The 23,188-nt window shown below is 71.5% G+C and carries 17 protein-coding genes and 1 pseudogene; 7 read left to right on the top strand and 11 right to left on the bottom strand.

The features are described 5' to 3' along the window. Window positions 1-850 precede the first annotated feature (850 nt). Entirely contained in the window at window positions 851-4,495 is a 3,645-nt protein-coding gene (locus ACIOMQ_RS01495; RefSeq protein WP_401759098.1) for a hypothetical protein, read from the top strand. 44 nt (window positions 4,496-4,539) lie between these two features. Here the strand turns inward: ACIOMQ_RS01495 and ACIOMQ_RS01490 are convergent, their stop codons facing one another. Next, window positions 4,540-5,106, bottom strand: coding sequence for a Uma2 family endonuclease (locus ACIOMQ_RS01490; RefSeq protein ID WP_401759096.1), 567 nt, complete (start codon window positions 5,104-5,106; stop codon window positions 4,540-4,542). 157 nt (window positions 5,107-5,263) lie between these two features. On the opposite strand from ACIOMQ_RS01490, the gene ACIOMQ_RS01485 reads away from it, so the two are divergent. After that, on the top strand, window positions 5,264-7,303 hold the full coding sequence (locus ACIOMQ_RS01485; RefSeq protein ID WP_402187537.1) for a thioredoxin domain-containing protein: 2,040 nt from the start codon (window positions 5,264-5,266) through the stop codon (window positions 7,301-7,303). A 146-nt stretch (window positions 7,304-7,449) separates the two neighbouring features. Here ACIOMQ_RS01485 and ACIOMQ_RS01480 read toward each other — a convergent pair whose 3' ends face one another. Together ACIOMQ_RS01480 and ACIOMQ_RS01475 are read right to left on the bottom strand one after the other, a co-directional pair. Next, entirely contained in the window at window positions 7,450-8,082 is a 633-nt protein-coding gene (locus tag ACIOMQ_RS01480; RefSeq protein ID WP_401759092.1) for a TetR/AcrR family transcriptional regulator, read from the bottom strand. Window positions 8,083-8,144: 62 nt separating this feature from the next. Beyond that, the gene (locus tag ACIOMQ_RS01475; RefSeq protein WP_362206892.1) at window positions 8,145-8,840 is read right to left on the bottom strand and encodes a hemolysin III family protein; all 696 of its coding nucleotides are present in this window, start codon (window positions 8,838-8,840) and stop codon (window positions 8,145-8,147) included. A gap of 201 nt (window positions 8,841-9,041) precedes the next feature. On the opposite strand from ACIOMQ_RS01475, the gene ACIOMQ_RS01470 reads away from it, so the two are divergent. Further along, window positions 9,042-10,877, top strand: coding sequence for a phosphoenolpyruvate carboxykinase (GTP) (locus ACIOMQ_RS01470; RefSeq protein WP_362206893.1), 1,836 nt, complete (start codon window positions 9,042-9,044; stop codon window positions 10,875-10,877). 300 nt (window positions 10,878-11,177) lie between these two features. Here ACIOMQ_RS01470 and ACIOMQ_RS01465 read toward each other — a convergent pair whose 3' ends face one another. The 7 genes from ACIOMQ_RS01465 to ACIOMQ_RS01435 form a co-directional block, all read right to left on the bottom strand. Beyond that, window positions 11,178-11,768 carry a hypothetical protein gene (locus ACIOMQ_RS01465; protein ID WP_362206946.1) on the bottom strand — a complete coding sequence of 197 codons (591 nt, stop codon included), beginning with the start codon at window positions 11,766-11,768 and terminating at the stop codon, window positions 11,178-11,180. 40 nt (window positions 11,769-11,808) lie between these two features. Further along, entirely contained in the window at window positions 11,809-13,440 is a 1,632-nt protein-coding gene (locus tag ACIOMQ_RS01460) for a substrate-binding domain-containing protein (RefSeq protein ID WP_401261466.1), read from the bottom strand. Beyond that, complete coding sequence (locus tag ACIOMQ_RS01455; protein ID WP_401985488.1) at window positions 13,437-14,666, bottom strand: toxic anion resistance protein; 1,230 nt, start codon at window positions 14,664-14,666, stop codon at window positions 13,437-13,439. The genes ACIOMQ_RS01460 and ACIOMQ_RS01455 overlap by 4 nt, the downstream gene beginning before the upstream one ends. A gap of 29 nt (window positions 14,667-14,695) precedes the next feature. Beyond that, window positions 14,696-15,799: a hypothetical protein gene (locus ACIOMQ_RS01450; RefSeq protein ID WP_401759085.1), complete on the bottom strand. Its 1,104-nt coding sequence runs from the start codon at window positions 15,797-15,799 to the stop codon at window positions 14,696-14,698. 180 nt (window positions 15,800-15,979) lie between these two features. Next, the gene (locus ACIOMQ_RS01445) at window positions 15,980-16,384 is read right to left on the bottom strand and encodes a hypothetical protein (protein WP_401261461.1); all 405 of its coding nucleotides are present in this window, start codon (window positions 16,382-16,384) and stop codon (window positions 15,980-15,982) included. Between the two features lie 136 nt (window positions 16,385-16,520). Further along, complete coding sequence (locus tag ACIOMQ_RS01440; RefSeq protein ID WP_362206898.1) at window positions 16,521-17,732, bottom strand: pyridoxal phosphate-dependent aminotransferase; 1,212 nt, start codon at window positions 17,730-17,732, stop codon at window positions 16,521-16,523. A 260-nt stretch (window positions 17,733-17,992) separates the two neighbouring features. Next, window positions 17,993-18,856: an arylamine N-acetyltransferase gene (locus ACIOMQ_RS01435; protein ID WP_401759083.1), complete on the bottom strand. Its 864-nt coding sequence runs from the start codon at window positions 18,854-18,856 to the stop codon at window positions 17,993-17,995. 72 nt (window positions 18,857-18,928) lie between these two features. Here ACIOMQ_RS01435 and ACIOMQ_RS01430 point away from each other — a divergent pair. From ACIOMQ_RS01430 to ACIOMQ_RS01420, 3 genes and pseudogenes are all read left to right on the top strand, one after another. After that, window positions 18,929-19,390 (top strand): annotated as a pseudogene (locus tag ACIOMQ_RS01430) (DUF3626 domain-containing protein); the annotation flags it as partial. Continuing rightward, entirely contained in the window at window positions 19,375-20,241 is an 867-nt protein-coding gene (locus tag ACIOMQ_RS01425) for an AraC family transcriptional regulator (protein WP_362206900.1), read from the top strand. The pseudogene ACIOMQ_RS01430 and the gene ACIOMQ_RS01425, both read left to right, overlap by 16 nt. A 174-nt stretch (window positions 20,242-20,415) precedes the next feature. Further along, window positions 20,416-21,276, top strand: coding sequence for a serine protease (locus ACIOMQ_RS01420; protein WP_362206901.1), 861 nt, complete (start codon window positions 20,416-20,418; stop codon window positions 21,274-21,276). 63 nt (window positions 21,277-21,339) lie between these two features. Here the strand turns inward: ACIOMQ_RS01420 and ACIOMQ_RS01415 are convergent, their stop codons facing one another. Beyond that, the gene (locus ACIOMQ_RS01415; RefSeq protein ID WP_402187534.1) at window positions 21,340-22,161 is read right to left on the bottom strand and encodes a TetR/AcrR family transcriptional regulator C-terminal domain-containing protein; all 822 of its coding nucleotides are present in this window, start codon (window positions 22,159-22,161) and stop codon (window positions 21,340-21,342) included. Window positions 22,162-22,243: 82 nt separating this feature from the next. On the opposite strand from ACIOMQ_RS01415, the gene ACIOMQ_RS01410 reads away from it, so the two are divergent. Beyond that, window positions 22,244-23,095, top strand: coding sequence for a siderophore-interacting protein (locus ACIOMQ_RS01410; protein WP_402187529.1), 852 nt, complete (start codon window positions 22,244-22,246; stop codon window positions 23,093-23,095). Window positions 23,096-23,188: the final 93 nt, after the last annotated feature.

Genomic DNA, 23,188 nt, shown 5'->3' with positions numbered 1-23,188 from the left:
GCAGCCGATCAGCTTGAGCAGGGATCGCTCGCTGGAAGCGAGGGCGCGGCCGGCTCGCACGGCATCGGATGAGTCGTCTCAACGCGACCGCCGACGTACGAGGATGCTAAGCGTTGTCCTCGCGTCCTTGCGTCGCTCCGGTGCGGAGGCGAGGACGGAGACGAGGGCCACGACGAACAGGACGCCCGTGTAGAGAAGGCCGGCGCATCCGCTAAAGATCACGGTGTAATGGAGCAGTTGGGGAATCTGGGGCACGGTCCATCCTTATGTCGGGAGCCTGGTTCGGCGGCTGTGGCGATGGCTCCAGAATCGCGGCGGCTCTGAGCGACGTGAAGTTGCGCTTACTGCCGCGCCACGATTTCCGCAGGTAGGACCTGCTGTGGGCGTACGAAGACGGCCGAGTTTTCCGGGGTAATGAGTCAGGAACGGGAGTGAGCGGGTGGCGGTTTCGTCGAGACGCGCGCGCGACAAACTGAGCCGCATGCTGAAGGGGGCGTGGGGAGCCGAAGGGCGGGCGCACATCGCAGAAGTGGCTGCGAAGTTGGGGGTCGCTCCCTCGACGCTGGGGGGCTGGGTTGAGGGTAAGACGGTCCCCTCGTCGGCGCGAGAGCGCGACTTCTGGGCCTTGGTGGGGAAGCTGCAGCGTGCCGCCGGTTCCTCGACGTACGCGCACGTCGAGTGGGAATCCGCCCTGCATGCGGCTCGGGACGAAGCAAGGAACGCGCAGGAACAGCAGATCCTCGCGAACCGCCGAGAGGCGAATCCTGGCCTACGCTTCATCCGGCTGCACCGTTCCGCCCCCGACACCTCGGCGGTCGCGATTCAGGGACGAACGGACGAGCGTACGGCGATGAACGCGTTCGTCCGGGACTCCCGCGCCGACGCACCGTCTTATCTGTGCTGGCACGCCGACGCTCCCGTGGGCAAGACCGCGCTGCTTGCCGACTACGTCCGTCGGCAGTCCTCGGCCGACGCCGACATCGTGACCTTCTTCATCTCCGCGGCCCACGGCACGGACACACGCGCCGAGTTCGAGGCGGAGATCGTCGACCAGATCGACGATTTCCTCGACAGGACCGAGAGCCCCGTCCCGAGCAACGCCCGGGGGTGGAAGGCGCTCTTCGCCGAGGCCGCCGCGAAGAGCGCACGCTACGGACGGAAGCTTCTGCTCGTGGTCGATGGACTTGATGACGACGTGGCCTGGTCGGGCCTCGCAGCCGAGAGCGGGACGCCGGGGGCCGGAGCCGATGCCACCAACGCCATGGGATCGGCCGGAACCGGGCGGAGGCCCGCGCGTGGAAGCATCGCCGCCCTCCTGCCCTCCCGGCCTCCGCCGAACATGCGCGTCATCGTCTCCCTCCGGCGCTGCGTCGTTCTCCCCGACGACGTTCCCCCAGTACGGCATCCACTGCGCCAGAGCCGACACCTGCGGACTCTCGTACCCATCCCAGGGGTACCGCTGATCCGACAGCCACCGCCGGATGTCGCCGCGCTGGGCGAACCGGTCGCGGGCCTGCTGGCTGTGGCGGGCGGCGGCCTGCGTACGGCGGACTTGGCGGACCTGACCGGACTCCCCGCAGAACGCCTGGACCGTTTGGCGCAGGGACCGGCGGGGCGCGCGCTCGTGACCGAAGACCCGGTACTCCGGACGTACGCCTTGGCCGATCCCCAACTCCTCCGCGCGGTGCGCGAGGACTTGGGGGAGGCAGGGGTCCTTCGGTACACCCATGTACTACTGGCCTGGTCGCGGAGATGGCGCGCGGCCGGCTGGCCGGACGACACGCCCCCATACCCCGTGGCGCATCAGCTTCGCCTGTTGACCGACACCGCCGAACGTGCCGCGTACGTCCTCGACATGCCCCGATTGCGTCGTCTCGCCCGCATGGTCGGGCCGGATGCCGCACTCGCTCAACTGGAATCCTCCGAAAAGGAGATCACCGGCTCGTCGGACGCCACGCCCGACGGCGACGCTCTGGCGGCGCTCGTACCTCTCTGCGCCGCGCGGTCTCTACTGCGCCAGGACATACGCGACGTACCTGCCGGGGCTGCCTCCCTCCTCGTCAGGCTGGGGGACGTGGAGCGGGCACGCGGTCTGGCCCGCTCCGCGCCCACGGCCGTCGCCAAAGCCGTGCACCTGGCGGACGTGGCGGTGGAAATGGCATACGCGCGACGGGCCGACCTGGACGCCGACGCCGTCGTACGGGAGGCAGTCGAGTGGCTGGTTCGAGACCGTGCCCACCAGGGCTTTCCTGGCACCTTCCGAGACCCCGAGTCGCACGCGCGGCTCCTTGGCGCGGCCCGTACGCTCGCGACACTGAAGGGTCCCGAGTCGGCCCGACCGCTGCTGCGCGCGGTTCTCCAGGACCGGACGGCCGGGACAGAAACGCTCATCGAGGCGGCAGGAATGCTGGCTTCGATGGAAGACCGAGATGCTGCAGCGGTGTTGCACGACCGGGCGTGGATGCTCAGTGAGGGTGGGATGCGTGCCCGAACGGCGGCGGTAGATCTCTGGGGTGCGTTGGCACGGACCGCGCCGTCCTTCGGCTCGTACGCCGGTGACCGTATCGAGGCCATCTGCGAGGAACTCGGCGACGCGGACGGTCTGGGAGCGATCGACGTCCTGGCCACCGCGGCGTCGGCGCTCATCGATCTCCCCGCCCAGCGACGTCGTTCGGCTCCGGAACTGACGCGGAAGGCCCTGGCCCGGATGCGCAAGGCGATCGAGACGCTGAGGGACTCCGTTCCCCTGTCCGAGGACGATCAGGCCCACCTTCGCCGCGAACTGGCCGGAACGCTGGCGCGCCTGACCAAGGCGGTGGCCGACACGGGCGTCGTGAGGGATGACCTCGACGGCATCAGACGACTTATGGAGGCCCTGCCGGAAGAGCTGCGCAGCGGGGTGCTGGGGGACGCCCTGTTGGAACGGGCGCAGTGGGTATTCGAGGCAACCCAGGAGGAGAGGGTGCGAGAGGACAGTGAGGTGGTGGCTGCTGCCGACGAGCAGAGGAAGGCGAAGCGCAGGGAGGAGGACGGCAAGCGCAAGACCGCGAAGGACAAGCGCGACACCTATCTGGCGACGCGCAAAGAGCGGGGAAAGGCAGCAGCAGCACGAGCAGTGCAGATGACAGAGGCGGCACAGGCGGGGCCCGAAGGTGTACGGAGACCGCCCCCGACCAGGCACAAACCCACGCACCGGCGGTCGGCCGGCCTGCCTCCCCTCGGCGACGGCCCTCACCCCGATCATCCTCACTTCCCTCTCTTGCTGGAGGCGGAAGACCAGTTGGGCGCCGGCAACCTCCTGCGCAGCCGAGAACTGCTTGAGACAGCGCTGCGGAACTGTGCTGCCGCACAGCCCTCGACGCCCGCGAGCAGCTCACCTCGCCCCGGAGACTGGACAGCAGACCTTTGCCAGGCGATGGGCTCGGGAGGCCGGCAGGACGAGGCCGAAGCGTTCGCGCGGAGCTTGCCTGCCCCACATGACCGTGCGCGGCACCTGGCGGCCCTCTCCCTCGGCTGCTCCCTTGCCGGGCACGACGACTTGGGCACCTGCTACGCCCAAGCGGCGGCACGCCTGGTGTCCGATGGCGCGGCCCCCGATCTGGCGAACGTCGTGGCCCAGGCGCTCGCCCATACCGGAGACGAGCCCGCGGCCTCGGCGATGGCAACGGGAGACACCGCTCCGCAGAGACGGCAGGCGCTGGCGGCCGTCGCCGCCGGGCTCGTACGACACTGTCCCGAGGGGGCGGCACGCGTCGCGGCGCCCCTGGTGGAGGCCCTGGCACAGCGGATCGAGGTCGGGAGACACGGCAGCCCACGCATCCCTCTCACCGAGCTGGCGGCGCTGCTTCTCGCCTTCCCGGACGTCCGGCACCCCGTCCCGCGACTGAGCGACGCACTCCACCGCGCCGCGCTGTACGTCGCCGCCCCCTCCTTGCCGTGGCCGGCACAGTCGATGGCCGTCCTTGCCCTGCTGGCACGGCTCGGCTGCCTTCCCGACGACGACACCTTCATCGTCGTAAGCTCGACCGACAGATGGTGGCGCTCCCTCCAGCCGGGGCAGGAGCCCGCAGCGGAACTGGCCTTGCTGGCCGCGGTGGACGGTGACATCGTTGCTGTGTGGCGCCACGCTGATGCGGCAAGGGCCCCGGACGCCCAGTTGATGGCACTCCGCACCGCCGCGGCACATCTGGCGGGCGCCCAGGTGACCTTGACCACGGACAATCGCGCCGCCGACCGGGTGATCCGGACCTGCCTGGCACTCGCCCGTGTGTCTGGCGATGGCCGTCCCCCCGCCGAGGCGACGGCTCGGCATATCGCGCTGAAGCTATTGAGATCCGACGCGTGGACGCACACGATCCCTCTGCTCCCACCACTTGCTCCTGCGGCGCTGGGGGACCTGGGAGCAATGGCGGGTGACATGAGCAGGCAGGTGGAAGGCACTGCCGACGGGAGCCGCCTGCGGGGCTCAGGCAGCGAGGCGGAGAGAGACTCCTGATGCTGCCCCTTCCGGGCCCCACCACCACTCCCTCAGCCTGCTTGTCAGACGGATCCCAGGTCAACGGTCACCAAGAAGGGCGCCGCAGTCTTGATCACACCGGTGAACATCTCGCCGTCCCTGTAGGCCTTGGTGGCGGGGTCGAGGACGTAGGTGTAGACGATCGGGACACCAGTGGCGGCCTGTTCGACCCGCCAGTAGAAGGGGATGCCGGCCTTGGCGTACTGGTCCACCTTCACGATCCGGTCCGTCGTCTCCGAGCCAGGTGACACGACCTCGACGACCAGGAGCACGTGCTCTGGGCGGGTGGGCGTGAGGTCGATGCTCTCTGCCCGGTAGACGGTGACGTCCGGGCGGCGGTTGGTGAGCGGAACGTCCTGCAGGCGTACGTCGAAGTCGGTGTCGGCGTTCCAGTCCGGGCCTGCCGCGGCGTCCAGGGCATTGGCCAGGATCCGGGCCAGCCGGTTGTGCCGCTTCGAGGCGCTCGGGCTCACGACGACCATCCCGTCCACGATTTCGATCCCGGCGCACTGTTCTTCGGACCAGGAGTCGTACTGCTCCGCGCTGATCTGGGTGTGCATCCACGCGGGCGCCACCATCTCGGCGGTCATGGTGTGCCTCCTTCGAGGAGCTTCCACAGTTCCGGAGCTGCTGGGGCTCAGCCTACTGTCCTGTGGTCCCCTCCCCGCACGCCCGTGAGCGGGGCCCTTTCGCGTGCCGTCCCGTGGCGCATGGGCACGGCCCCGCCGAGTGCGCAAGGATTGGGGCATGTCCAACCGACTCGCGCACGCCACGTCTCCGTACCTCATTCAGCACGCGGACAACCCCGTTGACTGGTGGCCGTGGGAGACCGCCGCCTTCGAGGAGGCGCGCCGGCGTGACGTGCCCGTGTTCCTGAGCGTGGGGTACAGCTCCTGCCACTGGTGCCACGTGCTCGCCCACGAGAGCTTCGAGGACGAGGAGACGGCGGCCTTCATGAACGAGCACTTCGTGTCCGTGAAGGTGGACCGGGAGGAGCGGCCCGACATCGACGCCGTCTACATGGAGGCGCTCCAGGCGGCGACCGGCCAGGGCGGCTGGCCGATGTCGGTCTTCATGACCCCGGACGGCCGTCCGTTCTATTTCGGCACGTACTTCCCGCCCGAGCCGCGCCACGGGTCGCCGTCCTTCATGCAGGTGCTGGAGGGGGTGAGGGCGGCCTGGACCGGGCGGCCCGACGAGGTGGCCGAGGTGGCGGAGAAGATCGTGCGGGATCTGGCCGGCCGGCAGCTCGACTACGCGAAGGCCGGACCGCCCCGCGAGGCGGAGCTGGCCCAGGCGCTGCTCGGGCTCACCCGCGAGTACGACCCCGCCTCCGGCTGGTTCTCCGGCAACACCAGGTTCCCCCCGAGCATGGTCGTCGAGTTCCTGCTCCGGCACTGGGCCCGGACGGAGTCCGAAGGGGCCCGGGACATGGCCGACGGGCTGTGCCGGGCCATGGCGGAGTCGAGCCTGTTCGACCAGGTGGGCGGGGGCTTCCACCGGTACGTGCTGCGCCGGCCCGACGGACCCCTGATCCCGCACTTCGAGAAGATGCTCTACGACAACGCGCTGCTCTGCCGCGTCTACGCCCACCTGTGGCGGACGACGGGCTCGGAGGAGGCCCGCCGGGTCGCCCTGGAGACCGCGGACTTCATGGTGCGCGAGCTGCGGACGGCGGAGGGCGGCTTCGCCTCCGCGCTCGACGCCGACAGCGAGGACGGAGCGGGCCGGCACGTCGAGGGCGCGTACTACGTGTGGACGCCCGAGCAGTTGCGGGAGGTCCTCGGCGATCAGGACGCGGCCTTCGCCGCCGCGTACTTCGACGTGACGGAGGAGGGCACGTTCGAGGAGGGCGCCTCCGTCCTGCGGCTCGCGCGGGCCGGCACCGGGGCGGACGCGGACCGGGCCGCCGACGTACGGGCGAAGCTGCTCGCCGCCCGTGAGCTGCGCCCGCGTCCGGGGCGGGACGACAAGGTGGTCGCCGCCTGGAACGGCCTGGCGATCGCCGCGCTCGCCGAGACGGGGGCGTACTTCGACCGGCCCGACCTCGTCGAGCGCGCCACGGAGGCGGCGGATCTGCTGGTACGGGTCCACATGGGCGACGCCGCCCGGCTGGACCGGACCTCGAAGGACGGGCGCGGCGGCGGGCACGCCGGGGTCCTGGAGGACTACGGCGACGTCGCCGAGGGCTTCCTCGCCCTGGCCGCGGTCACCGGCGAGGGAGTCTGGCTGGAGTTCGCCGGCTTCCTGCTCGACATCGTGCTCCAGCACTTCACCGGCGAGGGCGGACAGCTGTACGACACGGCGGACGACGCCGAGCAGCTGATCCGCCGCCCGCAGGACCCCACCGACAGTGCGACCCCGGCGGGCTGGACGGCGGCGGCGGGTGCGCTGCTCTCGTACGCCGCGCACACCGGCTCGGAGGCTCATCGCGCCGCCGCCGAGGGGGCGTTGGGGGTGGTGAAGGCGCTCGGGCCGCGGGTTCCCCGGTTCATCGGCTGGGGGCTGGCGGTCGCCGAGGCGCTCCTCGACGGGCCGCGCGAGGTCGCGGTCGCCGGGCCCGTCGGCGGCGAGCTGCACCGTACGGCGCTGCTGGGGCGGGCACCCGGCGCGGTGGTGGCGGCGGGGGAGACGGCGGGGACGGAGTTCCCGCTGCTGGCGGACCGGCCGATGGTGGGCGGGGCGCCGACGGCGTACGTGTGCAGGCACTTCGTGTGCGACGCTCCGACGACGGACCCGCGGGAGCTGGCGCGGAGCATCGGAGCGGACCCGTCCGGGGACCGCTGACGGGGGAGCGGCAGGAGCGGTGACGGGGCGCCGGTGACGGGGGAGCTACAGGAGCGGTGACGGGGACCCCCGGCGGGGGAGCGACGGCGGCCGTGACGGGGGAGTGGTGACCGGGGAGCGATGGCCCCGGGGGCGCGGAGTCCCGGTTACAGCGCCGGGCCGCCTTCGAGCGTGTCCAGCGCCCGGTTGATCACCGCGACCAGGTCGCCCGCCTGCCCGTGCTCGGCCCAGTACAGCGTGGCCTCGCGCAGCGCCGCCAGCACGGCCGCGACGAACACCCGGACCTCCAGGTCGTCCGGGTCCCGGCCGCCGCGGTCGGCGAGCGCACGGGCCAGCGCCCGCGCCGTGTCGGACAGGGTCTCCGTCATCCGCGCCCGGACGGCGGGGACCTCCACCATCAGCCGGGTGCGCTGCCGCAGCTCGTCCTCCTCGCCCGCGAGGAACGCCGTCAGCGCTTCGGCCATGACGAGCCGCAGCGACTCCAGCGGCGGTTCACCGGCCGGCCGGCTGCGCAGCCGGGCCTCCAGGGCCGGGTCGTACGTGTCGGTGAGGACGATGTCCTCCTTGGCCGCGAAGTACCGGAACACCGTGCTCGGCGACACCTCGGCCGCCTCCGCGATCTGCTCGATCGTCGTCGCGTCGTACCCCTGCTCGGAGATCAGCCGGTACGTCGCCCGGCGGATCGCGCTCCTGGTCCTGAGCTTCTTCCGCTCGCGCAGCCCCGGCCGGGGCTGCGCCGCGGGCGCGGAAACGGAAGGGGTACGGGAGGTGGCGGCCATGGTCGGCATTGTCGGCCATCGGCGGGCGCCGGGACCATGCCCGTACCCTCCCGCGAGGGCGTTCAGCTGTGGTTGTAGGCCACCAGCGAGATGCCGACGTAGTGCACGACGAAGGCCGCCAGGGTCAGCGAGTGGAAGACCTCGTGGAAGCCGAACCACCGCGGTGACGGATTGGGCCGCTTGATGCCGTAGATGACGCCGCCGGCGCTGTAGAGCAGCCCGCCGACGACGACCAGCACCAGTACCGCGATCCCGCCGGTCCGCATGAAGTCCGGCAGGAAGAAGACCGCGGCCCAGCCCATCGCTATGTAGCACGGCGTGTAGAGCCAGCGCGGGGCGCCGACCCAGAAGACCCGGAAGGCGATGCCCGCGGCCGCCGCCGCCCAGACCGCCCACAGGAGCGGCTTCCCGGTCGACTCGGGGAGCAGGAGCAGGGTCAGCGGGGTGTAGGTGCCCGCGATGATGAGAAAGATATTGGCGTGGTCGAGCCGGCGGAGCACCGCCTCGCCGCGCGGGCCCCAGGTGCCGCGGTGGTACAGGGCGCTCACACCGAACAGCAGGCACGCGGACAGCACGTAGACGCCGCAGGCGATCCGGCCGCGGCTGCTGTCCGTCAGTGCGATCAGCACGACCCCCGCGACGATCACGGCGGGGAACATTCCGGCGTGCAGCCAGCCCCGCAGGCGTGGTTTCACCGGGGCGGTGTCGAACTCGGCTGGTTCCAGCCCGGTCGGCTCGGGCGCGGCGGCAGCAGTCATTCCCGCATCGTACCTACGCCACCGTAGGTAGCGGACAGGAGTGGCAATGCTCACGTGTGCGGCCCTCTGGACATATGGGCGCATCGGTCGGATGATCAAATGAGTGCGGTCGGCACCGGATGAGCGCCAGCGAGATTCGAAGCATCCGGGTCGCAGCCCCCACGGGGCCAACCAAACAGACACCCTCAACAAGGAGCGATCGTGGCGCGCGACATCGCGGCTCCCCTCACTGCCCCCACCAACCACCGGGAACTCATCTCCTGGGTGAACGAGATCGCAGCCCTCACCGAGCCGGACCGGGTGGTCTGGTGCGACGGCTCCGAGGCCGAGTACGAGCGCCTGTGCGGGGAGCTCGTGGCCAAGGGCACGTTCACGAAGCTGGATGAGACCAAGCGCCCGAACTCGTACTACGCCGCGTCCGACCCGAGCGATGTCGCCCGCGTCGAGGACCGTACGTTCATCTGCTCCGAGAAGGAGGAGGACGCGGGTCCGACGAACCACTGGAAGGCCCCCGCCGAGATGCGGGAGATCTTCACCGGGGACCAGGGTGTCTTCCGAGGCGCCATGCGCGGTCGCACGATGTACGTCGTGCCCTTCTGCATGGGCCCTGTCGGCTCCCCGCTCTCCGCCATCGGCGTCGAGATCACCGACTCCGCGTACGTCGCCGTCTCGATGCGCACCATGACGCGCATGGGACAGGCCGTGCTCGACGAGCTCGGCACCGACGGCTTCTTCGTCAAGGCCGTCCACACGCTGGGCGCTCCCCTGGAAGAGGGCCAGGAGGACGTTCCGTGGCCGTGCAACTCCACCAAGTACATCTCGCACTTCCCCGAGGACCGCGAGATCTGGTCGTACGGCTCCGGCTACGGCGGCAACGCCCTGCTCGGCAAGAAGTGCTACGCCCTGCGCATCGCCTCCGTCATGGCCCGTGACGAGGGCTGGCTCGCCGAGCACATGCTGATCCTCAAGCTCACGCCGCCGCAGGGCGAGGCCGCCTCGCCGACGTACATCGCCGCCGCGTTCCCGAGCGCCTGCGGCAAGACCAACCTCGCCATGCTGGAGCCCACGATCCCCGGCTGGACCGTCGAGACGATCGGCGACGACATCGCCTGGATGCGGTTCGGTGAGGACGGCCGCCTCTACGCGATCAACCCCGAGGCCGGTTTCTTCGGCGTCGCGCCCGGCACCGGTGAGCACACCAACGCCAACGCCATGAAGACCATGTGGGGCAACTCCGTCTTCACCAACGTCGCGCTCACCGACGACGGCGACGTCTGGTGGGAGGGCATGACGGAGACCGCTCCGGCCCACCTCACCGACTGGAAGGGCAACGACTGGACGCCCGCGTCCGAGACGCCGGCCGCCCACCCCAACGCCCGCTTCACCGTCCCGGCCGGCCAGTGCCCGATCATCGCGCCCGAGTGGGAGGACCCGAAGGGCGTGCCGATCTCGGCCATCCTCTTCGGCGGCCGCCGCGCCTCGGCCGTACCGCTGGTCACCGAGTCCTTCGACTGGCAGCACGGAGTCTTCCTCGGGGCCAACGTGGCCTCCGAGAAGACCGCCGCCGCCGAGGGCAAGGTCGGCGAGCTGCGCCGCGACCCGTTCGCCATGCTGCCGTTCTGCGGCTACAACATGGGCGACTACATGGCCCACTGGCTCAAGGTCGGCGCGGACAAGCCGGACCAGTCGAAGCTCCCGAAGATCTACTACGTGAACTGGTTCCGCAAGAACGACGCGGGCAAGTTCGTGTGGCCCGGCTTCGGCGAGAACAGCCGCGTCCTGAAGTGGATCGTCGAGCGCCTGGCGGGCCGGGCCGAGGGCGTCGAGACGCCGATCGGCGTGCTGCCCGCCAAGGGTGCCCTGGACACCAAGGGCCTGGACCTCTCCGAGTCCGACCTGGACTTCCTGCTCACGGTCGACAAGGAGGTCTGGCGCGAGGAGGCCGCGCTGATCCCCGAGCACCTCGACACCTTCGGTGACCACGCGCCGAAGGAACTGTGGGACGAGTACCGCGCGCTGGTCCAGCGCCTGGGCTGACGCCCCCGGGCGCACCCCGCGCGGGTGCGCCCCGCACACCCCGCGGCCGGGTCTCTGGACATCCGCCCTGACCTGTGGGGTCATCGGCCCGCGCCGCGGTACGACCCCCGGAATCCCCTCACGGTTCCGGGGGTCGCCCCTTTGCCGCCCCTTCATGGGACCCGGGGCACCGGCACGCCGGCGTCGGCACGGGTCCGCGACCGGCAAGCTCCGTACCGTCTCCGTGAACGCACCGCCTCCGTGAACGGCGGTCCTCGTCCCGGAGCGGCGGTCCGGGTCCTCGCCCCGACCGCCGCCCCGCTACCCGTTCCGGCCCCGGTCCTCCAGGTATCGCGTATGGGTCTGCTGCCGTCGCGCCTCCGCCTCCCGCAGTCCCGCCGCCAGTTCCTCCGCCTCCCGGTGCAGCAGCTCCAACTGCCGTTCCAGATGGCGCTCGGGCGGTTCCGTACCCGGCGCGATCCGCGTCCACCAGCGGGTGCGGACGAAGGTGTCGACCGACTCCGGGATGTCCTGGTGGACGGCGCGCGACAGGGCGTGGATGCCCTCCGGGTCGGTGGCCAGCGCCTTCGACACCCAGCCCGGGGCGAGCAGCCCGTCCAGCAGTTCCGTCAGCTCGGTGAGCCGGCCGGACGCGGCGGGCGGCAGCTCCACCTCGTCCAGATACGCCCGCAGGGTCTGGAAGTCGGCCCGCAGCGCCTCCAGTTGCGACGACGGGTCCGGGAAGTCCGGGGCGGCCGGCCGCTCGGGGGGTGCGATCAGCGCGCCCGCGCCGTACAGCCCGACGACCACCACCGGCCAGTACGCCCCGGCCAGCCCCGTGAAGGTGAGGACCAGACCGGCGATCCCGCAGGCGCTCCCGGCGAGGTTCTTCCGCGACTCGACATAGGCCAGGACCCTGTGCGCGGGCCTGCCGCGCGATCCGCCCGGCGGTCTACTGGTATCCACGGATCTCCTCGAACGCCCCGTCCAGGGAGCCCGGCCCCCGGTCCTTCGTCGCGTCGAAGAGCCGGCCGCCGGTCAGCGCGGCGATCCGGTCCAGTTCGCCGCGGTCCGAGTCGCCGAAGACGACCGGGAAGACCGGGGTGACCCGCCGCGCGGCAGGGAGAGACCGGTAGAAGGAGGCGAACTCGTCGGCCGTGTCGCCCGTCGTGTTCTCCCCGTCCGTCATCAGCACGATCGAGGTGAACGCTGACTCGGTGCCGTCGCCGAGGTGCTCGTAGGCCGACTCCAGACTCGAATAGACCGCCGTCTCGCCGCTCGCCGTCAGCGCCGCGGTGTCCGCCCTGATCGCCGCCAGGCCGGCCTGCGGATCGGCGGGGTCGACCGTATGCGTGCGGACCTGCTTCACCGACGAGCCGAACGGCAGCAGCGTGACCTCCTCCCGCTCCCGGAAGTCCCCGGTCAGCCCGGCCAGCGCCGCCTTCAGCCTCCGCAGCCGCTCCCCCGCCATCGAACCGGACGTGTCCAGGACGTACACGGTGCGCGAGGGCCGCCGGAGCTTGTTCTCGTACGAGTGGAGCAGGCCGTCGGCGACCGACCGCGAACCCGGGAACGGCAGTTCGCGACGCGCCTCGGCGGCGAGCGGCGGCGCGGGCCGCACCGACGGCACGACCGGGCGGCGGAAGGTCTCCCGGGTCAGCCGCCGCTGGACGGCCGGGGTGCGGAGATAGGCCGTCAGCGCGCGCACCGAGTCCTTCGCCTCCGGTGCGGCGGCGGAGAGGGTGCTGAGCGGGTAGTCGGCCGTCACCACGCCGTCGCGGGGGCGGATCACGGTCAGCCCGGTGTGACTGTCGCGGTTGAGCGAGAGCAGCACGGACTCGTAGTTGATCAGCGCGTCGACCGTGCCGCGCCGGGTGTACGCGGTGGCCAGCCAGCCCGAGGAACCGGAGGTCAAACGCTGTCCCGCGAAGAACTCCTCAAGCTTTCCGCTCGCCCTGCGGACATCGGCGTCGGTCAGGGCGGACTGCGCGCCCGACAGCCCGGAGGCGACCGAAACCAGCGCGGAGAAACCGGAGTTGGAACGGGCCGGATCGGTCATTCCGTACGTCAGCCGGCCCTCGGCGACCGCCCGGTGCACCTGCGACCAGGTGACGTCCGAGGGCTGCCAGCCCAGCCGCTCCACGGTCGCCGGGCGGACGCCGAGGGCGACGGGCGACGTCATCAGCCCAGTCTCCGACGTGATGCGCCCCGCCGCGTCCGGGCGCAGCCGCAGATAGTCGTTGGACGACAGCCACACCGCGTCGTACGCCCCGTCCGCCTTCCCGGACCCGAGCAGCTCGACGGCGTCGAGCGTGCCGGTCCAGGTGGGCCGCACGGTGATTCCCGTCGCCTTGCGTGCCTGCTCCAACAGCGGCTCCATGTCCGCGAGTTCACTGGAGGCCAGGACCCGCAGCGTGCCGGCCCGCGGGGCGCCGTCGTCCTTCTCCGGCCCGCCGGACGATCCGCTGCCCGACGCGGAGCAGGCGGCGAGGGGGACGAGTGCGGCGACGGCCAGCAGCGAGGCGAGCGACCGGGCGGCCCGGCGCCGCAGCCGTCCCGGCCGGCGCCGGGGGCGGACCGTCACCCGAGACCGCCGCCCTCAAGGGCACCGGCGGACCGGCTGCGCTCCAAGTGGGCACTGGCCTGCTGGAGTTCCGAGGTCAACGACTCCACGGTCGCCGCCATCGACTCGGTGGCCTGCACCTTGTACGTGTCGATGGCGTCGAGCGTCCGGTAGATCTGCTGGAACGCCGTGCGCAGTGTCTCCGCGCCGACCGCCGGATCGGCGGCGATGCGCTGGATCTCGCCGCTCTGGCCGGCGAGCATCTCCGCGTTGCCGCGGATCAGGTCCTCGGTCGTGGAGCGCAGCACCTGCACCTGTTCGGTCACCTTGCGCTGGCTCTCCAGCGCCGACGCCAGCATCACGGCGATCCGCAGGGCGGACACGGTGGTGGTCGCGGCCCGGTCGACGCCCCTGATGAGCTCGTCGTTGTTGCGGCGTACGACATCCATCGCGAGGTATCCCTGCGCGCAGACCGCGAGCTGGGTCAGCAGATCCTGGTGCTTCTGCCGCACGGGGAAGAGCACATCGGCCCGCAGCGCGTCCGCCTGCACCGGGTCGGTGGCCGCGGTCTGCGCGATGCGCTGCTCGACGGCGCCGTCCAGGGCCTCGGTGAGGACCACGTACTCCTGGAGCTTGCCCATGGTCTCCCAGAGCCGGGTGCGCTCGGTGTGCAGGGCGGCGTTGTCGCGGCGCAGCTCGTCCTGCCCGCCGCGCAGTGAGCCCACGATCCTGTTCAGGGTGGACTGGGCGGACGCGTACTTGGCGACGTGGTCGCGGAGCTTGTTGCCGCCCGGGAGCCTGGCCAGGAGCCGGCGGGCGCCGCGGCCCGGGGTGTCGCGCGGGTCGAGGTCCTCGACGGTGCGGCGCAGCTCGACGAGGGAGGCGCCGACCCGGGTCTGCGCGTCCCCGCTCCCGTTTCCGGAACCGTCCCCGGCCAGTGAGCGGACGGTGCGGTCCAGCATCCGGTTGGACTGCTGGGCGGCACCGCGGATGTCGGCCTGCCCGAGCGCGGTGATCTCCCCGATCCGGGTGGCGAACTCGGGCGACCGGGCGTCGAGCCCGGCGAGGCCGCCGACGTACTCGTCGGCGCGACGCGTCATCTCCGTCCGCACCGCGTCGTCGACCGGTACGAGACCGGCGGCCTGCTCGGCGCGGACCGGGGCGACCGGCTCCGGCGGGGTGAGGACGAGCGGCGGGGCGGGTCCGTCGGGCGGGGTGAGGGCGGGCGGTTGCGGCACGTGGGTCATGGGTGAGGTCTCCCGGGAGGCGTGGATCATCAGCCGCGGGTCCGCCGGGCCATCGCGCGCAGCACCGTGGCGGTGGGCACGGGCGCCTGACGGACCCCGGTCAGCTGTTGGTCGATGTAGTCGGTGTGGCCCGCGGTGGCCGCGGTGAACTCGGCCGCGGCGCCCTGGGGCCGGAACCCGTGCCGTACGACGAGCCTGCGCAGCTCCGGGTCGGTGGAGAGCAGCTCGCCCAACTGACGGCCGGTTTCGGTCAGCGGTACGAGGGTGTGGTCGCTGGAGACGGTGGTGTCGGGGTACAGCACAACCAGGTCCCCGGCCTCCTGCTTCTGCGTCAGCAGCGAGGCGACCTGCGACTCGTACACCAGGACCAGCGGATTGCCGACGCCGCTGATGAAGTCCCGGAACGGGGCGTCACTGCTGGTCTGCTGCGCGCCCTGCACCTGGATGAGCTTCTTCAGCAGCGGTGCGGTACGGCTGATCGCGGCCTCGTCCGCGGCGACCCGGCCACCGTCGGCGACGTAGGAGGCGGCGGCGAGGTAGAGCGCGCCGGAGTTGGACGAGACGGGGTCGGTGCTGGTGATGAAGAGCGTCCCGGTCAACTCGGCATGTTTCGCCGCCCCTTTGAGCTGCTGCCAGGTCCGGTCGGCCTGTGCGGCCTTCAGGTACGGGCCCATGAGCAGCTTGCCGCTGGACTTTCCGCTCAGTGCCGCGAGTCCGTTGTCCGCCAGCACCTGAGCGGCGCCGCGGTGCGCGACGACGACGAGAGGCGAGTAGAACGGCCTGAGCGGCCCGCCCTTGACGGAGGACCTGCGTCGGAGCTCGTCGGCCGGGGCCTTCGAGCCGGGGAAGGCGAAGTCGTAATCCTTGAGCGGGAGTTGGTCCATGGCCCAGGACCCGGATGTCTCCGCCTTGACGGTGAACCCCTTGGCGGCAAGGGCCTTCACCACATCGGGATCGGCGAAGAACTCGGCCTTCTCCGAACCGATCACTCCACGCACGGTCTTCGTTGCCGTGCTCGTGTCCCTGCTGTCGCGGCCTGCTGCGACGGCCACTGCCACTCCGCCGATCAGCAGCACCGCCAGGACGATTCCCACGATGCGTCTCACACGCGAAGCCTGCTCGCGGAAACCCACATTCCAGGCGGAGTTGGGTGGACGGGAGGTGAAGTGCGTATCCCAGTACGCAACGGGAGCGGAACGGGAGCCGGTGGCCGCGGGCGGCCGCGGCGTCCCGTCCCGGGGTCCGAGTCAGGGTCCGGGTCCGGATGGGTGGCACCCGGTCCACGCGCCTCGACGGCCCGTGGACCGGGGCCGTCAGAGGGCGCCGACCAGTCGTGACGGGGCGGCGGCGGGGGCGGCGATCGCCGCCGTGTGGGCGTCCATGCGCTCGGCCGCGAGAATCGCGACGGCGGTGTCGGCGCGGGACGCGGCCACCACCAGTGCGCGGCCCGCGAGGGCGTGGGCGCGGCGGTGGAGCGCGAGTGCGGGTGCGTCGGTCCGGCCGGCGTGCCGGGCGGGCGGCGCGCCGCGCAGCCTGGCCACCTGCTCGGCGATGCGGTCGCCCGCCGCGCCGAGGTCCAGCTCGTCGGTGACCGCGAGGAGTGCGGCCAGGTGCCCGGCGAGCTGGATGTCCAGCTCTTCCTCACGGGAGCGGTGCGGGAAGTCGTCGGCGTGGTCGGCCGGTGTGTGGACCGATTTGGTGCGGATCGGTTCGTACATGGATGGCCTCCTGGTGGTGCTGTGGAACCATCCTACATTGGATTTAGTCTAAAGTTGTCCGCAATCGATTCTCCGCGATCGATTCAAGGGGGCCAGCCGGCCCCGATCGATTCAAGGGGGCCGGCCGGCCGCCCCGCTACGGCTGGCCGTACCCGTCCAGGAAGTGCGCGATCCGGGTCACCGCGTCCGTCAGATCCTCCACGGAGGGCAGCGTCACGACGCGGAAGTGATCGGGCTCCGGCCAGTTGAACCCCGTACCGTGCACGACCATGATCTTCTCGGCCCGCAGCAGATCGAGGACCATCTGCCGGTCGTCCTTGATCTTGTAGACCTTGGGGTCGAGACGCGGGAAGAGGTACAGCGCCCCCTTCGGCTTCACGCAGGTCACTCCCGGAATCTGCGTGAGCAGGTCGTACGCGACGTCCCGCTGCTCCAGGATCCGCCCGCCCGGCAGCACCAGGTCGGTGATCGACTGCCGCCCGCCGAGCGCGGTGGCCACGGCGTGCTGCGACGGCATGTTGGCGCAGAGCCGCATGTTGGCGAGGATCGTCAGCCCCTCGATGTACGAGGACGCGTGGGCCTTCGGCCCGCAGACCGCCAGCCACCCCGAGCGGTATCCCGCCACCCGGTAGTTCTTGGAGAGCCCGTTGAACGTGAGCACCATCAGATCGGGCGCGATCGTCGCGGTCGGGGTGTGGGTCGCTCCGTCGTACAGGATCCGGTCGTAGATCTCGTCGGAGCAGACGACCAGACGGTGGCGCCGGGCGATCTCCGTCAGCCCGCGCAGCATCTCGTCGTCGTAGACCGCACCCGTCGGGTTGTTCGGGTTGATGATCACGATCGCCTTGGTGCGGTCGGTGATCCTCCGCTCGATGTCGGCGAGGTCGGGCATCCAGTCGGCCTGCTCGTCGCACCGGTAGTGCACGGCCGTACCGCCGGCCAGCGAGACCGAGGCGGTCCACAGCGGATAGTCCGGAGCCGGTACCAGGACCTCGTCGCCGTCGTCGAGCAGCGCCTGCATCGACATCTGGATCAGCTCGGAGACGCCGTTGCCCAGGTAGATGTCCTCGACGTCGAGATCGATCCCCTTGGTCTGGTAGTGCTGCATCACCGCCCGCCGCGCGGACAGCAGCCCCTTCGCGTCGCCGTAGCCGTGCGCCCCGGCGAGGTTGCGCAGTATGTCTTCGAGGATCTCGGGCGGGCACTCGAACCCGAACGCGGCAGGGTTGCCGGTGTTCAGCTTGAGGATGCGATGGCCGGCCGCTTCCAGCCGCATCGCCTCTTCGAGCACGGGGCCCCGGATTTCGTAACAGACATTGGCGAGCTTCGTGGACTGGATGACCTGCATGTCTGGGAGCTTACGACCGCGTTTCACGAGCCGCCCGGCCTTTGTCCTCCGGTTGCCCCACCCGGGTACCCCCGGCGCCCCGCCCCGGCTTCCATCCCCATGCGCCCACCACCCCCAGGCCGTGGGAACGCCGGGCGGGGACGGGGGCGGGGCTTGGAATGGGCCGGAACGGGGACGTGACGGACACGGACGGGTGAGATGCGCCACGTCAGCGCGGATGCGCGGAGCGTGACGGACGCGTGGCGGCGCTCGCCCCGCCGTCACTCCGGCAGCCGGGTGTCCCGGGGAAGGCGGATGCCGAAGTCGGCCGCCAGCACCCGGAGCACCTCGGCGCCGTCCGCCAGCTCCCGTTCCGTGTGGGTGCCGTCGTTCGCCGTGACCGTGAGCGTGCGGCCGGTCAGCGACAGGTGGGCGTCCGGTGTGGTGCGCTGGACGTACACCCGGTGCTGGAACGGGGAGCGCGGGTTGGTCGCGATGTGCCAGTTGATGACCTCGAAGTCCGGCGCCTCGAAGGGTTCCAGCGTGAAGGCGTACTGGGCCTCCCACCCCTCTTCGGCGGTGTGCGACTGGAGCTCCCACCGCGCCAGCGGCCCGTCGTGCGGAGTGTTCACGAGGCGGTGGCGGCGCGGGGCGTCGTGCAGCTCCGCGTCCGCGACCAGCGGGATCGGCTCCAGCAGCGAGCCGGTGGCACCGAAGCCGACATCGGCCAGATACGGGGTCGGCTCGCCCGGCACCTCGGCCAGCATCAGCATGTGGGTGCGCGGCCGTACGTCCCCGGGCCCGGCCCCCAGCACGACCCGCGCGCAGAGCAGCGTGACACGGAACCCGAGGGCTCTCAGCGCGGCGGCGAGCAGGGTGTTCTGCTCGTAGCAGTACCCGCCGCGCCCGCCCCGTACGAGCTTCGCCTCCAGGTCCGCCAGGGCGAGCGAGGGGGCGGTGCCCAGGACGGGGTCCAGGTTCTCGAACGGGATGCCCACCGCGTGGGCGCGGTGCACGGAGCGCAGGACCTCCGCGGTCGGCCGGCGCTTCCCCGTCCAGCCGATGCGGGCGAGATAGGCGTCGAGGTCGAGACCGGGGGAGACGGTGGTGCGTCGGCTGTGATCGGCTTCGCGGTCGGATGTCATGCGCCGACCGTACGCAACCGGGTGGGTCGTCGGACCAGCAGCCGACCATGCCCGTCGTGCTCCCGGTGCCCCGACGACCGGGACGCGCTCAACGACTACGTCGAGGCGCAGATCCACGGCCCGGTCGCCCTCGGCCTTCATGTCGAAGCCCTGGTGCTGGACCCCAGCCACCGGTCGACTCCGGTCGAGGAGGCGGCCCGCCGGCTCCCCTGCCGCACGGAGTGGCACGCCGGATTCCGGCTGACCGTCGAGCGGTTGCGGCGCCACCCCGACTACCGGGGAGCGGAGTCCGTCGGCCTCGGCGCCGAGATCGCACAGGACGGGATGCTCGACCCCCGCATCATCGGGGACGCCGCCCGCACCGGCCGGTACGAGCCGCAGTCGCTCATGATGGTCTGGCACTGCCTGGCCCGCTTCGGCGCCCCGCCGCACCCGGCCCGACCGATCCGGGCGCAGAGTGTCGGGTCCGGCAGGGTGCGTGCTTCCTCACGTGATGCCTGCAAGGGAAGGAGACCGGGGTGCTGGAGCAGCTGAACCGGGCCGTGGAGCACATCGAGGGCCGCCTCGATGAGCGGATCGAGGCGGCCGACCTGGCGCGGATCGCGATGACGTCGGAGTACCACTTCCGGCGCATGTTCTCGGCGTTGGCCGGGATGCCGCTGTCGGAGTACATCCGGCGCAGGCGGCTGACGCTCGCGGGCGCCGAGGTGCTGGCCGGGGAGCGGACGCTGCTGGACGTCGCGGTGCGTTACGGCTACGCCTCGGGGGAGGCGTTCGCGCGGGCGTTCCGGGCCATGCACGGCATCGGCCCCGGCGAGGCCCGGCGGACCGGTGCGGCTCTGCGCTCGCAGCCCCGGATGTCCTTCCGCCTGGTGGTCGAAGGGAGCAGCAGCATGCGCTACCGGATCGTGGCGAAGGAGGAGTTCCGTGTGGTCGGGAAGAAGGCGAGGGTTCCCCTCGTGCACGAGGGGGTGAACCCGGCCATCGCCGATTTCATCCGGGGCATCGATCAGGAGACGGTGCGGCGCATCGCCGAACTGTCCGACCAGGAACCGGAAGGGATCGTCTCGGTCAGCGACAACCTCGCCGAGGGCCGGGCGGAGGGGACGGAACTCGACTACTACCACGCCGTGGTGACCGGCGCGGCCGTGCCCGGGGACCTGGACGCACTGGTGGTCCCGGCGGGCACCTGGGCCGTGTTCGAGAACTCCGGGCCCTTCCCGCAGGCTCTCCAGTTCCTGTGGCGGGACGTGTTCACGCAGTGGTTCCCGTCCAACTCCTACCGGAGCAGGCCCGGACCCGAGATCCTGCGCACCCGGCTGTCGCCGGACGCGGGGGAGGCCGAAGCGGAACTGTGGATCCCGGTGGAGCGGGCCATGTCCTGAGCCCCGGCGGCCCGGTACCGGAGGGCCGGTGCCGGGCCGCCCGATACGGGGTGGCTTGAAACCGCCCCTTGTGGGGGCCCCTCTCGTGCGCCAACATGCGCATGTCAAAACCGAAGGAACTTCGGTCGCAGGGGCCACTCGGACCCTGCACAGGTCACTAGAGGGGACCCCCACATGAAGAAGCCTCTCGTCGGCGCGCTTTTCACCGTTCTGCTCCTCGGGGCGGGAATCGCACCCGCGACCGCGGCCGCCGGCCACGACGCGGCGACGGCCGGTACGGTCAAGGCGCAGATCAAGCCCAAGGCGGTCAACTTCGCCGGGACCGTCGCGCTCAGCAACTGTTCCGGCTCCGTCGTCCGCACGCCCGACTCCCAGCCGTCCGACCCCGCGCTCGTACTCTCCAACGGGCACTGCATGGAGTCGGGGTTCCCGGGGCCGGGCGAGGTGGTGTTCGACCAGCCGTCCACCCGTAGCTTCACCCTGCTGAACGCCGCAGGCAGCGGTGTCGGCACCCTTCGGGCGAGCAAGATCGCGTACGGGACGATGACCGACACCGACATATCGGTGTACCAACTCACCCGCACCTACGCGCAGATCGAGAGCACCTACGGCATCAAGGCGCTGGAGCTCAACACCGCGCACCCCGTCCAGGGCAGCGCGATCACGGTCGTCTCCGGCTACTGGAAGCGCACGTACGCCTGCAATGTGGACGGTTTCGTCTACCGCCTCAAGGAGGGCGAGTGGACCTGGAAGGACTCGGTCCGCTACACCTCCGCCTGCCAGACCATCGGCGGAACGTCCGGCTCCCCGGTGATCGACAACGCCACCGGCAAGGTCGTCGCCGTCAACAACACCGGCAACGAGGACGGCCAGCAGTGCACGGACAACAACCCGTGCGAGGTCGACGAGAGCGGCAATGTGACGGTGCGCCAGGGCATCAACTACGCCCAGGAGACCTACGGCATCGTGCCGTGCATCGGCACCGGCAACAAGTTCGACCTCGGCCGGCCCGGCTGCGTCCTGCCCAAGCCGTGACCGCGTGACCCGTCGCCGCCGCGATGCCCGGCCGGGCGACGCGGCGGCGACGCGCTCGTGGGCTCACCGCCCGCCCGTGCGGCGGATCGCCGCCTCGATCCCGTCGAGCAGCACGTCGAGTCCGGCGGTGAACGTCTCCCGGGCCTCGCGTTCCAGGTGCGGCAGCGCCTCGTCGCCGGGGGCGGGTGAGGGCGGCGCCGGAGCGGACGCGCGCTCCATGGCGATCAGGCCCGGGTAGCGGTCCGCGAAGTCGGGCGCCACCTCGCCCAGCAGCGCCGAGCGGGCGAACCACCACTCCTCGTCCGACTCGCCGGTCACCGCCGCCGCCTGCCGTGCCTCGGCGACCGTCCCGGCGCAGCCGCGGACGAAGTGGGACAGCGCACCGACCAGTCGCCGCAGGAGCCGGGCGTCGAGCCCGGTTCCGGTCAGGAGGCGTACGAGGGTGTCCAGGGCGGCGTACTCGTGCGGGCCGAGGACCGGGCGGGCCTGGGAGACCTGGAGCACCCAGGGGTGGCGGAGGTGGAACGCCAGCGTGTGGTGCGCCCAATCGGTCAGCCCGGTCCGCCAGTTGCCGGCATCGGCGTACTCCGCGGGCAGCTCGGCGTGGACCGCGTCGTACATCAGGTCCAGCAGCTCGCTCTTGCCGGGGACGTACGTGTAGAGGGCCATCGCCGTACGCCCCAGCCGCTCGCCCACCGCGCGCATCGAGAGCGCGGCCATGCCCTCCTCGTCGGCGACGGCGATCGCGGCGGTCACGATCGCGTCGACGCTCAACCCCGGCCTGGGGCCCGGCGCGGGGCCGCGGCGCGGTGGCTCCGGCCGTTCGGCACGCCACAGCAGGGACATCGAACGGCGGGCATCGCCCTGTCCGGCAAAGACCACCACTTGCGACTCCTTACGGCATAAAGTAACTTCGCCAATCAATTCCTTATGACATAAAGTATCAGTCGCAGAGAGTGGGGCCGCGATGGGCCGGGCGTTGCCTGTGTCGTACGTACGGGTCGTGGAGGTGGAGCGGATCACCCCGAGGACGGCGCGCGTCGCCTTCGCCGGGGACGCGCTGGCGGAGCTCATGGAGGACCGGCCGGACCAGCAGATGAAGCTCTGCTTCCCCAGGGCGGGGCAGGGGGCGCCCCGGCTGCCGGAGCCGGAGGCCGACGACACCTACGGCATGCGGTGGTACGAGGCGTACCTCGCCATCCCCGAGCCGGAGCGTCCGCTGATGCGGAGCTTCACCGTCCGCGGGTACGACCGCCGGCTCGGTCTGATGACCGTCGACTTCGTGCTCCACGGCGACGGAGGACCGGCCGCCCGCTGGGGACGGGACGCGCGCCCCGGGGACGTCCTCGGCATGGTCGGCCCGTCGTCGATGTACGCCCGGCCGCTGCCCGGCGCCGACTGGCTGCTGCTGGCCGGGGACGAGACGGCGCTCCCGGCGATCGGGACGCTCCTGGAATCCCTCCCGGCCGGGCGGCGGGCGGTGGTCTGCGCCGAGGTCGCCGACGAGGCGGAGGAGCAGGTGCTGGCCTCGCCCGGCGAGGTGACCGTGCACTGGGCGCACCGGGACCGGGGCGAGACGCTGGCGGACACGGTGCGGGGCGCCGCGCTGCCCGCCGGATCCGGTGCGGCATGGCTGGCCGGCGAGGCCGGGGCGGTACGGGCCCTGCGCCGCCACCTGGTCGAGGAGCGCGGACTGCCCAGGGCCGCCGTGGAGTTCAGCGGCTACTGGCGGGCGCGCCTCACCCAGGACGACGCCCCGACCGAGGAGGACCTGGCCTGGGCGCAGGAGCGGGCGGCGCAGGACCGGGACCCGGCGTAGGGCTCCTCCGGCCGCGCCCCGCGGCCCTGCCGCCGCTCGAAGGCCAGGTCGCAACCGGCTTCCCACGGGCGCGTCCGGGAGGGTGACGGCACG

This window comes from Streptomyces sp. NPDC087845 (assembly GCF_044742755.1).
Classification (GTDB): Bacteria; Actinomycetota; Actinomycetes; order Streptomycetales; family Streptomycetaceae; genus Streptomyces.
Note: the sequence above shows the minus strand (reverse complement) of the source record. Positions and strands in the feature narration are given on the sequence as shown.